The 15,482-nt window shown below is 62.4% G+C and carries 12 protein-coding genes and 1 pseudogene; 6 read left to right on the top strand and 7 right to left on the bottom strand.

The annotated features are described in order from the left end of the window. The first annotated feature begins 139 nt into the window (after positions 1-139). The 5 genes from B0G77_RS25630 (at position 140) to B0G77_RS25610 (ending at position 8,394) form a co-directional block, all read left to right on the top strand. Positions 140-3,379, top strand: a complete 3,240-nt coding sequence (locus tag B0G77_RS25630) for an efflux RND transporter permease subunit (RefSeq protein WP_243751208.1) — start codon at positions 140-142, stop codon at positions 3,377-3,379. A gap of 20 nt (positions 3,380-3,399) precedes the next feature. Beyond that, the gene (locus tag B0G77_RS25625; protein WP_133664830.1) at positions 3,400-4,623 is read left to right on the top strand and encodes an efflux RND transporter periplasmic adaptor subunit; all 1,224 of its coding nucleotides are present in this window, start codon (positions 3,400-3,402) and stop codon (positions 4,621-4,623) included. 5 nt (positions 4,624-4,628) lie between these two features. Then, positions 4,629-6,155, top strand: coding sequence for an efflux transporter outer membrane subunit (locus B0G77_RS25620; RefSeq protein WP_166656345.1), 1,527 nt, complete (start codon positions 4,629-4,631; stop codon positions 6,153-6,155). Positions 6,156-6,241: 86 nt separating this feature from the next. Then, positions 6,242-6,928 (top strand): heavy metal response regulator transcription factor, encoded by a 687-nt coding sequence (locus B0G77_RS25615; protein WP_133664829.1) that lies wholly within the window; start codon positions 6,242-6,244, stop codon positions 6,926-6,928. Beyond that, positions 6,925-8,394, top strand: coding sequence for a heavy metal sensor histidine kinase (locus tag B0G77_RS25610; RefSeq protein WP_133664828.1), 1,470 nt, complete (start codon positions 6,925-6,927; stop codon positions 8,392-8,394). Before B0G77_RS25615 ends, B0G77_RS25610 begins: the two co-directional genes overlap by 4 nt. Positions 8,395-8,412: 18 nt before the next feature. Here the strand turns inward: B0G77_RS25610 and B0G77_RS25605 are convergent, their stop codons facing one another. From B0G77_RS25605 to B0G77_RS25590, 4 genes are all read right to left on the bottom strand, one after another. After that, positions 8,413-9,318 carry a cation transporter gene (locus B0G77_RS25605; RefSeq protein WP_133664827.1) on the bottom strand — a complete coding sequence of 302 codons (906 nt, stop codon included), beginning with the start codon at positions 9,316-9,318 and terminating at the stop codon, positions 8,413-8,415. A 96-nt stretch (positions 9,319-9,414) separates the two neighbouring features. Then, complete coding sequence (locus tag B0G77_RS25600; protein WP_133664826.1) at positions 9,415-9,993, bottom strand: hypothetical protein; 579 nt, start codon at positions 9,991-9,993, stop codon at positions 9,415-9,417. 266 nt (positions 9,994-10,259) lie between these two features. Further along, positions 10,260-12,374 carry a phospholipase C, phosphocholine-specific gene (locus B0G77_RS25595; RefSeq protein WP_133664825.1) on the bottom strand — a complete coding sequence of 705 codons (2,115 nt, stop codon included), beginning with the start codon at positions 12,372-12,374 and terminating at the stop codon, positions 10,260-10,262. Between the two features lie 80 nt (positions 12,375-12,454). Further along, positions 12,455-12,826 (bottom strand): hypothetical protein, encoded by a 372-nt coding sequence (locus tag B0G77_RS25590; RefSeq protein ID WP_243751207.1) that lies wholly within the window; start codon positions 12,824-12,826, stop codon positions 12,455-12,457. A 167-nt stretch (positions 12,827-12,993) separates the two neighbouring features. On the opposite strand from B0G77_RS25590, the pseudogene B0G77_RS25585 reads away from it, so the two are divergent. Next, positions 12,994-14,043 (top strand): annotated as a pseudogene (locus tag B0G77_RS25585) (HAMP domain-containing protein); the annotation flags it as partial. Between the two features lie 162 nt (positions 14,044-14,205). Here B0G77_RS25585 and B0G77_RS45605 read toward each other — a convergent pair. The 3 genes from B0G77_RS45605 to tssD form a co-directional block, all read right to left on the bottom strand. Beyond that, positions 14,206-14,346, bottom strand: coding sequence for a hypothetical protein (locus B0G77_RS45605; RefSeq protein WP_347814188.1), 141 nt, complete (start codon positions 14,344-14,346; stop codon positions 14,206-14,208). A 100-nt stretch (positions 14,347-14,446) separates the two neighbouring features. Continuing rightward, entirely contained in the window at positions 14,447-14,965 is a 519-nt protein-coding gene (locus B0G77_RS25575; RefSeq protein ID WP_133664822.1) for a DUF2778 domain-containing protein, read from the bottom strand. A gap of 13 nt (positions 14,966-14,978) precedes the next feature. After that, on the bottom strand, positions 14,979-15,464 hold the full coding sequence (gene tssD, locus B0G77_RS25570) for a type VI secretion system tube protein TssD (RefSeq protein WP_133664821.1): 486 nt from the start codon (positions 15,462-15,464) through the stop codon (positions 14,979-14,981). Between the last annotated feature and the right edge of the window lie 18 nt (positions 15,465-15,482).

Below are 15,482 nucleotides of genomic sequence, written 5' to 3'. Positions count from 1 at the left end.
TTTTTCTATCTCGTGGCGCGTTGCGCCCAGGGCAGGTTCGTCCGTGCAATCTCTGCGCCGGGTTCGCAGGAAGCACGGCGCGCAACTTTCGTCACGACGATCCAGCATCGTCGTCTGCATCCTTTTCGGGCACGTTTCAATGTGGATTGTCAACGTTGCGCTAAAGCGGCCATACACGTTCATCGTGATGGCCATCCTGATCCTCCTGGCCACGCCGTTTGTCCTGCTGACGACGCCAGTCGACGTGTTGCCGGAAATCAACATTCCCGTCGTCAGCATCATCTGGAATTACACAGGGCTGTCCGCCGAGGACATGGCCAACCGTATCACGTCGGTCAACGAGCGTAGCCTGACCACGACCGTCAACGACATCGAGCACATCGAATCGCAGTCGCTTGCCGGCATCTCGATCATCAAGCTGTTTCTGCAGCCGAACGCGAACATCCAGACGGCCATCGCGCAGACGGTCGCGGTCGAGCAGGCGCAACTGAAGCAGATGCCGCCCGGCGCGACGCCGCCGCTCGTGATCAGCTATTCGGCCTCCAGCATTCCGGTGATCCAGCTCGGCCTGTCGAGCCCGAAGCTCTCCGAGCAGGCGCTCAACGATACCGCGCTCAACTTCCTTCGCCCGCAACTGGTGACGATTCCCGGCGCGCAGGTCCCTTATCCGTACGGTGGCAAATCGCGCCTGATCTCGGTCGACCTCGACACCCGCGCGCTGCTTGCGAAGGGCCTGACGCCGTCCGACGTAGTCAGCGCGTTCAACGCGCAGAACCTGATTCTGCCCACTGGCACGGCGAAGATAGGGCCGAAGGAATACGCGATCAACATGAACGGTTCGCCGCCCACCGTGGTGGGGCTGAACGACATTCCGGTGCGCACCGTGAATGGAGCGACGACTTACCTGCGGGAAGTCGCGCATGTGCGGGACGGCTTCTCTCCGCAAACGAATATCGTGCATCAGGACGGCCATCGCGGCGTGCTGATTTCAGTGCTCAAGAACGGCAGCGCGTCCACGCTGTCGGTCGTCAATACGTTGCACGCGTTGTTGCCCGAAGCAAGCGCGGCGCTCCCGCCCGACCTGAAGATTACGGCGCTCTTCGACCAGTCGATCTTCGTGAAGGCGGCGGTGCAGGGCGTGGTGCGCGAAGCGTTGATCGCCGCTGCGCTGACGGCGGCGATGATTCTGCTGTTCCTCGGCAACTGGCGCAGCACCTGCATCATCGCGATATCGATTCCGCTGTCGATCCTGACATCGCTGATCGCGCTGCATGCGCTGGGACAGACCATCAACATCATGACCCTGGGCGGCCTCGCGCTGGCGGTGGGGATTCTGGTCGACGACGCGACGGTGACGATCGAAAACATCGAGCGCCACCTGCATATGGGCACGGACCTGCATCAGGCGATTCTCGAAGGCGCCGGCGAGATCGCGGTGCCGGCCCTCGTGTCCACGCTGTGCATCTGTATCGTGTTCGTCCCGATGTTCTTTCTGACCGGCGTGGCGCGCTATCTGTTCGTGCCGCTCGCCGAGGCGGTGGTGTTCGCGATGCTCGCGTCATACGTGTTGTCGCGCACGCTGGTACCGACGCTCGCGATGCTGCTGATGGGCCATGCGCACAAGCCGCAGGCGAACGCGAAGCCCAATCCGTTCATGCGGCTCTATCACCGCTTCGATGCCGGCTTCGAGCGGATGCGGGCCACGTACATCGTGATTCTGAGCAGTCTTCTGGTGCGCCGGCGGCTCTTTGCGGGTGTCTTTCTCGGCTTTTGCGTGTTGTCGATGGGACTCACGTTCGTGCTCGGCGAAGACTTCTTTCCGAGCGTCGATGCCGGCGATATCCGCCTGCATATGCGTGCGCCGACCGGTACACGGATCGAGGAAACGGCGCGTCTCGCCGATGAGGTGGAGAAAGTGATCCGCACGGTCGTGCCCGCGAAGGAACTGGGCACGATACTCGACAACCTCGGCTTGCCGTATAGCGGGATCAACCTGTCCTATAGCAACGCGGGCACGATCGGCACCCTTGACGGCGAAATCCAGATTGCACTGAACGAAGACCACAAGCCTTCTCAACGCTATATCGACAAGCTGCGCGCACTGTTGCCGCAGCGCTTCCCAGGCGTGGAATTTTTCTTCCAGCCTGCGGACATCGTGACCCAGATCCTGAATTTCGGCTTGCCTGCCGCCGTGGATGTGCAGATCACCGGGCAGGACCAGCAGGGCAATTTCGACTTGGCGCGCAAGCTCATGAAAGAGGTGCGGATGATTCCGGGCGCGGTCGACACGCACATCCAGCAGAAGCTCGATGAGCCCGTCATCAGTCTGGATATGGACCGCACCCGCCTCCAGCAGCTGAACCTGAGCGCGAGCAATGTGGCGCAGAACGTGCTGATTTCACTGTCGGGCAGCTCGCAGACGTCGCCTGGTTTCTGGTTCAACAACCGCAATGGCGTCGAGTACAGCGTCGCCGTGCAGACGCCGCAATACCAGGTGTCGTCGATCGACGAACTGTTGCGCACACCGGTGTCAGGTTCGATCAACGGGCCGACGCAACTGCTGGGCAATCTGGTGCGGGTCGCACCACAAAGCCAGTTCGCGGTCGTCACGCACTACAACATCCGGCCGGTGATCGATCTGTATGTGGGCGTCGAGCGGACCGATCTGGGCAGTGTCGCGGCACAGGTCAACAAGCTGGTGGAGCAGACCCGCCTGTCGCTGCCGCGTGGCAGCCAGATCGTCGTGCGCGGCCAGGTGCAGACGATGCGGTCTTCGTTCTTCGGGCTCGGCGTCGGCGTGGCGATGGCGATCGTGCTGGTGTATCTGCTCATCGTCGTGAACTTCCAGTCGTGGGTCGATCCGCTCATCATCGTCAGCGCGCTGCCCGCGGCGTTGGCGGGCATCGTCTGGATGCTGTTCCTCACCGGCACGCACCTGAGCGTGCCGGCGCTCACCGGCGCGATCATGACGATGGGCGTCGCAACCGCGAACAGCATTCTGATGGTGGCGTTCGCGCGTCAGCGTCTCGCGGCCGGCACGCCGCCGTTGACCGCGGCGCTCGAAGCAGGCGCGAGCCGCATCCGCCCGGTGCTGATGACCGCCTTCGCCATGATCATCGGCATGATTCCGATGGCGCTGGGTCTCGGTGAAGGCGCCGAGCAGAACGCGCCGCTTGGCCGCGCGGTGATCGGCGGCCTGCTGTTCGCGACGGTTTCGACGCTGTTCTTCGTACCGCTCGTATTCGCTGGTATCCACAACCGGCTGGCTCGTCGCCGCGGCGGTGACGAGGGTCATGGCGGGACAGGCGGAACGAACCGGCACGATGATCCCCATGGCCCGTCGGGCGGCAGTTCCGCCGGCGACGGCAAACCCGCATAAGCTATTGATGGTTGACTGAGATGACCGAAAAAACTCATGCATCGCTGGCGATACCCGCGAGAGATACCGAGGTTGGCCATGCATTGCCGCCACGCCATCGCGAATGGAAGCGCGCGAAGATCGCCATCTGGATCGTGCTGGCGCTGCTCGCGCTGGGCGCGTTGCGCACCGTGATCGCGGACGTCATGCAAAGCCGCTCGGTAGCGGAGACGACCTTGCAGAACGCGAAGCAGTATGTCGAAGTGGTGTCGCCCACGCAGACCGAGGGGGGCGGCAACACGCTGCTGCCCGGCACGTTGCGCGGCAATGTCGAGTCGCCGATCTATGCGCGCGCGACGGGTTATCTGCTGCACTGGTATGTCGATATTGGCGCACGCGTGAAGCAGGGCCAGTTGCTTGCCGATCTGGACACACCTGAAATCGATCAGGAACTCGCCCAGGCCGTCGCGCAACGCGAGCAGATCAACTCGAGCCTGGGCCTCGCAAAGAGTTCGCTGGAACGCTGGCAGCAGTTGCGTCAGCGCGATGCGGTTTCGCAGCAGGAACTCGATGAACGGCAGAGCACGTACTCGCAGGATCTCGCGAATCTCGCAGCGGCCGATGCGAACGTGCAGCGCCTGCGGCAACTCGAATCGTTCAAGCGTATCCTCGCGCCGTTTGCGGGCGTGGTGACGCAGCGCAACGTCGATGTCGGCGATCTGATCGATGCGGGCAGCGGGACGAGCCGCGCGCTTTTTGCGCTTGCGCAGTCGGACCCGTTGCGGGTGTATGTGCAATTGCCGCAGGCGTATGCGCAAAACGTGACGGATGGCATGGAAGTCGTCGTGACCCAGGCCGAATTGCCCGGTCAGCAATTCCACGGCACGATCACGCATATCTCCGGTGCGATCGACGTACCGACCCGTTCGCTGCAGATCGAAGTGACGCTGCCGAACCCCGACGGCAAGCTGCGGCCCGGCGCGTATGTGCAGGTCGCGGTGCCGGCCGTCGCTCACGCACAGATGATGGTGCCTGGCAATACGTTGCTGTTTCGCGCGGAGGGGCCGCGGCTCGCGGTTGTCGATGCACAGGGCACAGTGCATCTGCGCAAGATCGTGATCGCTCAGGACCTTGGGCAATCGCTTGAAATCGAAAACGGCATCGAGCCTGGCGACAAGGTCATCATCAACCCGAGCGATTCGATCGCGGATGGCGATCACGTACAACTTGCGCAGCCCGGGAAGGCCGGCAAGGGGGCGTCGTGAAGCGGCTGCGTCGATGCACGGTGGAGGCAGCGCCAGCGTCCATCGCCGCGGTGCTGGGCGTCGTGCTGCTGGCGGCCTGTACGGTAGGTCCGGATTATCATCAGCCGCAGGCCGACGCGCCGCCGACGTGGCATACCGATTCGTACTGGCGGCTGGCCGAACCGTCGCACGCGCCGCTTGCGCCCGACTGGTGGCAAGTCTTCAACGACCCGTTGCTGGCTTCGCTCGAAGGCCAGGCGCTTGCGCAGAACCAGACGCTCGTCGCGGCGAGCGCGCACTATGCCCAGGCACGGGCGACCCTTGCGAATACCCGCGGGCAACAGTTGCCGGAGGTCGATCTGGCAGGCTCGGCGGAGCGCTTCAGGATCTCCCAGAACCGGCCGCTCACCAACTACGGCGTGCCGACCCAGTCGACCGTACAGAACAATGTTCAGATCGGCCCGACCATCGACTACGACACCGATCTGTTTGGCCGGATCCGTCGCGAGGTGGAGGGAGCCAGGGCGTCCGAGGAACAGTCGGCCGACGATCTGGCCAACGCGCGTCTCGTGTTGACCACCGATCTCGCCACCGACTATTTCGCGATGCGCGAACTCGACGCCGAGATCGACGTGCTGAACAGGTCCGTGACGCTGCAGCAGAAAGCGCTCGATTACGTGACTTCCGAGCACGATCTGGGCGCGGTGTCGGGACTCGACGTGCTGCAGCAGAAATCGCAACTCGACGCGACGCGTGTGCAGGCGCAGTTGCTGCTCAACCAGCGCGCGCAGTTCGAGCATGCCATTGCCGCACTGGTGGGCGTACCGGCCCCGCAATTTGCGATCGAGCCGAAATTGACGGACACAGGCGTTCCATCCATCCCACTTGGTGTGCCGAGTGATGTCCTGCAGCGTCGCCCGGATATCGCCTCGGCAGAACGCGCGATGGCTGCGGCAAACGCGCAGATCGGCGTCGCGAAGGCCGCCTTTTTTCCAAGCCTGACGCTGACGCCGGGCATTGGCTGGGAAAGCACGCAACTGGCGAGTCTCTTCAGCGCGCCCAACCTGATGTGGACGCTAGGCGCGGCCGTCGGACAGGTCATCTTCGACGGCGGCAAGCGAGCGGCAAATGTGGACTTCGCGAATGAAGGGTACAAGGCCGCCGAAGCGAATTACCGTCAGACCGTGCTGAATGCCTTCCAGCAGGTGCAGGATGGCGTCACCGGGCTATCCGTGCTGGACGGCGCAGCGAAGCAGTCGAAAGATGCGGTGGCCGACGCCCAGCGCCTGCTGGAGCTTGCCAACGATCGCTATTCGGGGGGCCTCGTTGCTTACCTCAATGTGATCACCGCGCAGGAGTCGCTGCTGACGAGCGAGCGCCAGGACGTGCAGATTCGCGGCCAGCAGCTGACGCTGTCGGTGTCGCTGGTGAAGGCGCTCGGCGGCGGTTGGGATGTGAGCGCGCCCGCTGCGGACAAAGTCTCGGACAGGCTGATGGACAAACCTGCCGAGAAACTCGCTGAAAAGCAGCGGCCAATGAACCCGCCGCAGTGATTTGACGCGATCGGGCCGGGCGCAGGTGGCAAGAGGAGAAATGAGCGTTTCGTATAATGCCAATGTAAGGGGACGGGGAGACGCGAATGAAATTGCTGATCGTTGAAGACGAACACAAGGTGGTGGACTACCTGCGCTCCGGCCTGACCGAGCAGGGGTGGGTGGTCGACGTCGCGCTCGACGGCGAAGAAGGCATGTACCTCGCAACCGAGTTCGACTACGACGTCATCGTGCTGGATGTGATGCTGCCCAAACGGGACGGTTTCAGCGTGCTCAAGGCGTTGCGCATGCGCAAGTCGACGCCGGTCATCATGCTCACCGCGCGCGACCACGTGAACGACCGTGTCCGCGGTCTGCGCGAGGGCGCCGACGACTATCTGACCAAACCGTTTTCGTTCCTCGAACTGGTTGAGCGCCTGCATGCACTGGCGCGGCGCACACGTTCGCAGGAATCGACGCTGATCTCGGTTGGCGACCTGTTCGTCGATCTGATCGGCCGCCGCGCGACGCGCGATGGCGTACGTCTCGATCTCACCGCCAAGGAATTCCAGTTGCTAAGCGTACTGGCGCGACGCCAGGGCGACATCCTGTCGAAGGCGGCGATTACCGAACTCGTGTGGGACGTGAATTTCGACAGCCATACGAACGTGGTCGAAACCGCCATCAAGCGTTTGCGCGCGAAGCTCGACGGACCGTTTCAGGTCAAACTGCTGCACACCGTACGTGGCATGGGCTACGTGCTCGAAGTCCGCGAAGAAGCAGAACTGCCATGAATCCGTCCATTGCACGCCGCCTCGCGTTGATGTTCGCGCTGGTCGCGCTGTCGGTCTTTACGCTGGTGGGCAGCGGGTTGTTTTTCGTGTTGCGCTCGCAGCTCGAACATCATCTGCGTGAGTCGCTCGACGGCCGCACGGAGATCGCGAAGATCATCGTGTCTCACTCGACCACCCCAGAAAAATGGAAGATGGCGCGCGAGAAGCTCACCGACATGACGCCGCGCGACGGCACAACGACCTACTCGGTGTCGAGCGAAGACCCGTCGTTTCGCTATGGCCATCCCGTCGACGGGCAGGTCATCAACAACTGGCCGGACAACTATGCGCGGGTACGCGCCGCGGGCGACGGGCACGACATGCTGACCAGCACGCTGAAGATACCCGCGAATGGCGTACGCCCGGCCGTGGAACTGCAGGTTGCCACGAGCTACAGTCCCAATGTGCGCACGATGCGCGCCTTCGGCCTTGCACTTGCCGCGCTGTCGGCGGTGGGCAGCCTCGTCGTGCTGCTGCTCAGCTACTCGGTGACGAGAATCGGTCTCGCACCGCTCAGGCGGCTGACGAAGGACGCGTCGGAGGTCAGCCCGAACAACCGCTCGCAACGCCTGAACACCACATCGTTGCCGCATGAGCTGAACGATCTCGCCAATTCGTTCAATGGCGCGCTGGAGCGTCTGGATGCCGCCTATGGCCGCCTCGAATCGTTCAACGCCGATGTCGCCCATGAACTGCGTACCCCCGTGACGATCCTGATCGGGCAGACCGAGGTGGCGTTGACGCGTAACCGTTCTGTCGAAGATCTGCGCCACACGCTGCAATCGAATCTCGAAGAGTTCGAACGCATGCGTACGATCATCAACGACATGCTGTTCCTCGCGCGCGCCGATCAGGGCGAACGGGCCACGGAACTCGTCGAGGTATCGCTCGCGGCCGAGGTGGCGCGCACGTTGGAGTTTCTCGACATTCCGCTCGAGGAGGCACGGGTGCGCGCCGTCTCGCATGGCGACGCAACCAGCCTGGTGAACCGCTCGCTGTTCGGACGCGCGTGCACGAATCTGGTGATGAACGCGATCCAGCATTGCGCACGCGGCGCGACGATTACAGTGACCATTGCCCGAGAAGCGGACCACGTGCGCATCGCGGTTGCCAATCCGGGCGACCCGATCGATCAACCGGTGCGGGACCATCTGTTCGATCGCTTCTTCAGGGCGGAAGTATCGCGGACCAACAGTCGCGAGAATCATGGGCTGGGTCTTGCAATCGTCAAGGCGGTCGCGGAGATGCACGGTGGCAGGGTATTCGCGAGCAGCGCGGCCGGTGTGAACACGTTCGGCTTTTCGATCGCGCTTTCGCGGCCTGACACACCGGGTATGCATGCGAGCGCGAAGCCTGGCGTCGATGGGCGTGGGTCGGTGGACCTCGCATCGGCGAATCGCAGCGCGCGAAGCGAAGGCGCGGGCTGAAGCTGGCGCGGCGAACGGTTACAGCCAGCGCGGGTCCCGTGTGAACGCGACAGTCAGCCAGCGGTCGGGGCCCGACTCACCGATCGCGTGTGAGATCTTTTCCCGGATCAGATCGAGTTGACGGATACCGACGTGTTCCATCGCTTCGGGCAGGACGATATGAACCTCGACGAAGAGGCCTCTGCCCACGCGTGTCGCGTAGTGTGAGTACGACAGAAAGCCATAGTCTGCCGTCAGTCCCCGCATCAGCTCGCTCACGGTTCGGTCCAGACTCTCCGGTGTAATGAGCAGCACTTCCTTGACCGCGCCGATCACCGCACCGATTGGCATCGGGATCAGAACGAGCGTCAGGAGAGCGAGCACGCCCGGGTCGATATACGGCGTTAAATGACCGTACCGCGTGCCTTCGAGGATCCACGCAATCGAAAAGGCGAGCAGCAGCGCCGAACTGACGCAGGCCGACATCAGCCAGCTTTTGGTATCGAGACCGATCAGTTCCGACTCGATGGCGCGATTCACCCTGCGCTGTCTGAAGAACATGAAGAAGCAGAAGATACTGACCAGCACCGCATAGCACATGGCCCAGCCGAACTCCAGTTCATGACCGCCATCGAGCATGCCTTTGACCGCATTGACGAACGCGTAAAAGCACAGCACCGACAGCAGGCTGCCATTGAAGGCGAGCACCAGGGGTTCGATATGCCAGAAGCCGTGCTGGAAACGTTTGCTGGCCTGCTGACCGAGCAGGCGGGTCACAAGCAGGGACAAGCTGCACATGGCCGCATCGAGTGCGGAGAACATCCCGTCGAAGATAATCGACAGTGAACCGCTGAGAATACCCACAGCAATCCCGAGGCCCGCAATCATCAGGGTGCAAAGCAGCGATCGTTTGAGTATGCGCTGTTCAAGTTCTGTTGCCTGCATGGTCCGGGCCGCCCTTGGCAGAAAGATGCGGTAAGGGGACAACGGCTGCAGTATATCGAGGTCAGGGCTCCTGGTGTTCAGGGCTGCGGTCCGGATTCATTGCGAAGCATCAGGCGCGGCGTGCGAGGGTTCCAACATTGCCATGCTGCAAAACCAGCCGTCATCGGGGGCCTGGCGTCGCCAGCCGGTGTTCTGCTTCAGAACCGTCGCGCACTGGTCGTGCCAGGTCATGCCGAGATCGGTTGCCGTGCATTGACGCACGAGGTTCTTTTCTCTCAAAGGCGCACCCGCGGCGAGAGCGCGCGTGGCGCCGGCGTTGGGACCTTGCGGCTGCGGCGGGGGCGTTTCGCCCGGCTGGGTATCGGCGAGCAGTCGCTGCAATTCCTCGATGCGGCCGGAATACCAGACCGTCAAACATACCTCGTCGGTGCAGTTTGCTTCACGCCATGCCCATTTGCTGTCGCTGTCGTTAATGAATGACCGGCGGTTGGACGTGGCACGTCTTACCTTCCAGTAGAGTTTGCCAAGCTGGTCGTCGAGTTTCGACAGGTCGGCGTTATGGCAGATCAGCCTTTCAGCAACGGAGTGGCCCTTGTTGCAGTCGAAGCTGGTTGCGTGCGCCGACGTGTCCGCCAGCAGCAAGCCGGCGAGCAGGATATAGCGGGAGATCTTCATTGCGGTCTCGGTAGAACATGGGTTCTGTCGTGCAATGAATGATCGGCCGACCAGGTTTCGGGGAGGCGCCGAAAAAAGCATGACTTCGGCATCTGCTTACGAGATATTTCTTGCCGGTGATATCCGGCGAACAGGCAGCCGGCAACGGTGCGACCGCCCGCCAGACCAGCGAAGGTCTGGCGGCGGTCGATGAACCCGCTGCCGCGCTTATCGCCGCCATGCGCGCGGCGCCGCGCAATGAAGCCGGGTCGCCGCGCCTGCGCGTTCTACCGGCCGAGTGCGGGATCGCTCATGCTGCCGCGGCCTGTTTCGACGTGCCCGGCGAGTCTGCGTTCGAAACTCGCGTCGGAGTCGACCGTCACGGTGAGGTCGTACCAGCCATAGGCATTGCGCAGATCGAGGTAGAGCGGGTCGGTGTCACCGCCGCGCACGACGTGCGTGATGGTCGCGCCCGGATCGTAGGCGTTGACGATGGTGAACTGGCAGCGCGCGGAGCCGGGATTTTCCAGGCGAAGCTGGAGATTGCCGTTCGCCACGTCATACCCTTCGGCCACTTCCGGACGCGCCTTGTCGGCTCCGCCCCACCAGCCGGTCGCGGCCGGCTTGCCCGCGAAGCGCCGCAGGAAACCGTTCGGGCCGTGCACCGTAAAGTCATAGCTGCCGTCGATGGCGAGCGGCAACTGGTCTTCAAGACGCTTGCCCGCTTCGACCGTGTAACTGCGCGGTGCGTCCACGCTGTTGCCCTTATAGACGAGAAACACCGCACCGGCGCGTCCTGTGTTGACGAAGCGTATCGACACCTTGCCTTGCGAGCCTTCGGCGCGTAAGCGCACGAACAGCTCGTAGGGCAGCGCGCGCGCTGGCCGCATGCCGGCTTCCTGTTTCGGCACCGCCTGCACGGACGGCGGCAGCGGCACGTAGTCGGAATGGCGTTGCTGGTCCGGCGGCACGTAGGCATTCGTGCTGGGCAGCGAAGGAATCGAATCGTTGGGGTTGGTGAAATTGAACGCGGACGTCAGGTCGCCGGATATGGCGCGGCGCCACGGCGTGATGTTCGATTCGCCCAGATCATGATGGTCGCCGAAACGCTTCTCGATGAAGCGGATAACCGACGTGTGATCGAAGAGCTCAGAGCACACCCAGCCGCCCTTCGACCATGGCGACACCACCAGCATCGGCACGCGCGGTCCGAAGCCGTACGGTCCAGCCGGATTCTTCGCATCGCCCGGGTAGATCTCGTTGCTGATGCTGACCGTCGAAAGGCCGTTGGCGCTCGTTGCCGGCGCGAACGGCGGCGCCATGTGATCGAAGAAGCCGTCGTTCTCGTCGAAGTTGATGAGGAGCACCGTCTTGCTCCATACGGCGGGATTCGACGTCAGGACCTGCAGGACCTGATCGACATACCACGCGCCGTAGTTCGACGGCCAGTTCGGATGTTCCGAATAGGCTTCGGGAGCCACGATCCACGAAACCTGCGGCAACGCGTTGTTCTGCACGTCGCGCTTCAGGATGTCGAAGAACGTGCCACCGTTTGCGACGTTCGTACCCGTGCGCGCATTGTCGTAGAGCGGATTACCCGGCTGCGCGTTGCGGTACTGGTTGAAATAGAGCAGCGAGTTGTCGCCGTAGTTGCCGATGTAGGCGTTTTGCGTCCAGCCCCACGAGCCGTTGGCGTCGAGGCCGGTGCCGGCATCCTGATAGATCTTCCACGAGATGCCCGCATTCTGCAGGACTTCCGGATACGTCGACCAACCGTAACCGAGCTCGGCGTTGTCGATCACCGGGCCGCCGCCGTTTCCGTCGTTGCCCACCCAGCCCGTCCACATGTAGTAGCGGTTCGGATCGGTCGGACCCATGATCGAGCAGTGGTACGCGTCGCAGATGGTGAACGCGTCGGCAAGCTGGTAGTGGAACGGGATGTCGTCGCGCGTCAGATAGGCCATCGTGGTCGCGCCTTTCGCGGGCACCCACTGGTCGTAGCGGCCTCCGTTCCAGGCGAAGTGCGTGCTGCTCCAGTCGTGGGCGAGATCCTGCAGGAACTGCAAGCCGAGGTTGGGTGCACTGGGGCGAAACGGCAGCACATAGCCTGGTTCAACACCCTGCGGTTGATACCAGACGGGCTTGCCATTGGGCAGCGAGATCGTGCGCGTGTCGCCGAACCCGCGCACACCTTTGAGCGTGCCGAAATAGTGGTCGAAGGAGCGGTTTTCCTGCATCAGGATCACGATGTGTTCAACGTCGCGGATGCTGCCGGTCGAGTTGTTCGCAGGGATCGCCAGCGCGCTGCGGATCCCGGCCGGCAGCATGCTCAAGGCGGTGGCGGATCCTGCCACGTGGGCGGCGGTACGCAGAAAGTCACGGCGGTTTTTGTTCGAGGTCATGTGGAGGGTCGGTCGTCAGGAAAAGAAACAGGCGCGACGGGTGCCCGCAGGCACGGTACCGGGGCGCGGCTCGGTCGAACTCAATCTACGGTGTGAATCACGGGTGGAGCGAGACTGCCGGATGCGGCCTTACCAGGTTGCGCAGTGGCCTGCGCGGTCGCCGCGTAAGAGGACGGGTCGGTGGCGTGCGCCGGTGTCTGGATCGCGAGGGCGGCAGCGGGCAGCGCGTTCGGCGCGTCGACCGATGCACCTGACGCATCCGACGCGGAGCTGTCCTGCGCCTGAACGGCGCTTGCCGGGGCGGTGGCCTTGTCGTCGTCGCTACAGGCACCGACGAACATGCAACACGATGCGGCGAGCAATGCCGTCGAGAGCACGCCGGTCCGACATTCGGGCGCAGAGGTTAAACGTTTGCGTCCCGGCGCCCGGTGCCGCGTGAACCTGACGAACATGAAAGCCTCCCGCCTGACGTGGGGAATGCCGGCGTGTGCAGACGTCCGGCTCATTGACGCGGAAGGATATCTGGCGAGCTGTGTAATATTTGTGAAGAGAAGGTAAGGAGCATGCGTGTCGATCGGATCAACGGCCGCAACTCAATATTTGGGTAGCGATTCATTTGATGTTCGCCGGCGCAATGTATGGGCTCTATTCGCTGAACCGCTCGATTACCGAATACAACACCGTGGTTCGCGACAACGTCGCAAACGAGCGGGCAGTCTCCAGCGTGCTGGTGACCTTCAAGCTGCAGGTTCAGGAGTGGAAGGACATCCTGTTGCGCGGCAAGGACCCGGCGAAACTCGAACACGGATGGGCCGCTTTCGAGCAGCAGGAGCGCTCCGTCGACGACCAGACCCGCGCGCTGCTGACGAAGCTCGACGATGGCAAAAGCCGTGCGCTGGTGGAGCAGTTCGCGGCTGCGTATTCGACAATGGGCGTCGGCTATCGAAAGGGTTTTGAAGCCTTCAAGGCCGCGGCTTTCGATCCCACGGCCGGCGACACCGCTGTCGCGGGCGTCGATCGCGAACCGGCGCGCTTGCTGGCGCAGGCCGCGCAGGCAATCGCGGCAACGAGCGCGGCCGTGTCGACGAAAGCGGCTGCTGACGCGAGGCAGGCTTCGGCGATCAGTATCGTGCTGATGCTGGTGGCGTTCAGTGCGGGGCTGGGTGGGGCGGTCATGTTCAGCCGCTCGATCACGCGGCCGCTCAATCGGGCGCTGGCTGTCGCGCGCACCGTCGCGCTCGGCAACCTGACGACCGAGTTTCACGCGACAGGTTCGGACGAGATCGCGGACCTGCTCGCCGCGCTGAAGGATATGCAGACGAGTCTGTCGAGTGTGGTCAGCAATGTGCGGCGCAATGCCGAAGGGGTGGCGACCGCGAGTTCGGAGATCGCGGCTGGCAATCTGAGCCTGTCGGCACGGACCGAAGAGCAGGCGGCATCGCTCGAAGAAACCGCAGCCAGCATGGAGGAACTGACCAGCACGGTGCGGCAGAACGCGGGCAACGCCCGGCACGCGTCGGCGCTCGCGGGCACCGCCTCCGAAACGGCCGCGCGCGGTGGCGATGTGATGGGGCGCGTGGTCGAAACGATGGCGGGTATTTCGGAAAGCTCGTCGAGAGTCGGCGAGATTATCGGCGTCATCGAAAGTATCGCGTTTCGGACCACCATCCGAAGTCAAGTCCTCAAAGCTATACGGGGCAACGCACAGCGGGACACGGCACTACGCCAGCCCCCCAATAAAACACCCTTTGCGCTATAACGGTTCGTCGTGGCGTAGCACGGCAGCACGGGCAAAAGAAAACGCCCCAGCGGGGCGTCTGTTCGCGTGCGCCTATGGCTTCGTCCGGTAGTGCCGCCATAGCTTGACGATCGCAACATAGGCACCTACTGCCACGATCAGTTCAATAGTCATCCATAGGCCGATATACAGGTTTTCCGGATCGCGGATACCTAGCACCTCCGAAGCGTGCATCCATGCGCGCATCTCGGACTGTGTCCACCCATCGTCGTACGGGCGGACAAAGCGGAATGACAGGAGGTACAGACCTATAAACAGCAGGACCTTAAGCACCCTACGGACAGGTGTTGCCATGCGTGACGACCTCAATCGATCCATATGCGTTAAGCGCCGAATTGCGAACAGGGATAGTCTTTGTGTGCAGCAGCGCCGTCCGGATTCTCAGGAAATCGGTGCGGCTCGGCAGCGTGATGCAGCCAAGTGAGAGACCGCGACCGCCAGCCGGATGCAACCTGAAGTTTCCACGCCGCACGCCGTCGATCCATGTGTAATCGTCTATTTTTCCATCATCACGATACAGTGCAAACCATTCACTGTGATCGGTCGGGCGCGACGAGTAGTGATTGAACTCATCTTTTAACCACGTTTCTACCGCAGAGCGCACGCCGCCAGTAGGGCGCGGGACGATCCAGTACTTGCCAGCGGGAAGCGGGCCGTTTTCCGGCACCGCCGTGCAGCCGCCCCGATTGCGATATTGTGCGTTTCCCGAATATGCGTTGAATGTGCCGACGCCAAAGATTGTCAGTGGTGCCAGCCATTGGTTATCGATAATGAACTTGCCGGTAACAGCCATTGTCACCCCCCGCTTATCCGCGCTCAGTCCATGAGTCTGTGTATTTGATATTGCCGTCGAGATAGTGCCACGTGATGCGGTCGTACATCATGGAGACCGATTCAACGTGATTGGGAGCGGACGCCTGCGCCAGCCTGCTATTAGCCATGCCGGGATTGATGCCGCAGACCTTTACGCCTTCGAGCAGCATCACGAAATACACTTCCTCTTTCCCCGCATCGTTGATGCGATACCACTTGATCTCAGCCGATTGCAGCGTTTGCCCCTTCGCCACGGCCTTGTAAAGATAAGGTGTCGCCGCATCGAACTCCTTTTCGAACGCAACCGGCGAGTGCGCACGCGCCCCGGTGATCTTGCCGTTAGCAGCATCAACCGGCAGATTCACACCGTGTCCAAAGCTGATAATTTCAACGCTTCCTTCGCGATCCTGAACGGTTGACGAGCCTTTGATGTCTGCGCCACCATCATCTTTAAGCCACATATGTGCGGGAATCGGCATATCGAAAACGCCCCTTCA

This window comes from Paraburkholderia sp. BL10I2N1 (genome assembly GCF_004361815.1).
GTDB lineage: Bacteria > Pseudomonadota > Gammaproteobacteria > Burkholderiales > Burkholderiaceae > Paraburkholderia.
The sequence above is the reverse complement of the archived record's forward strand: the minus strand, read 5'-3'. Positions and strand labels throughout refer to the sequence as shown.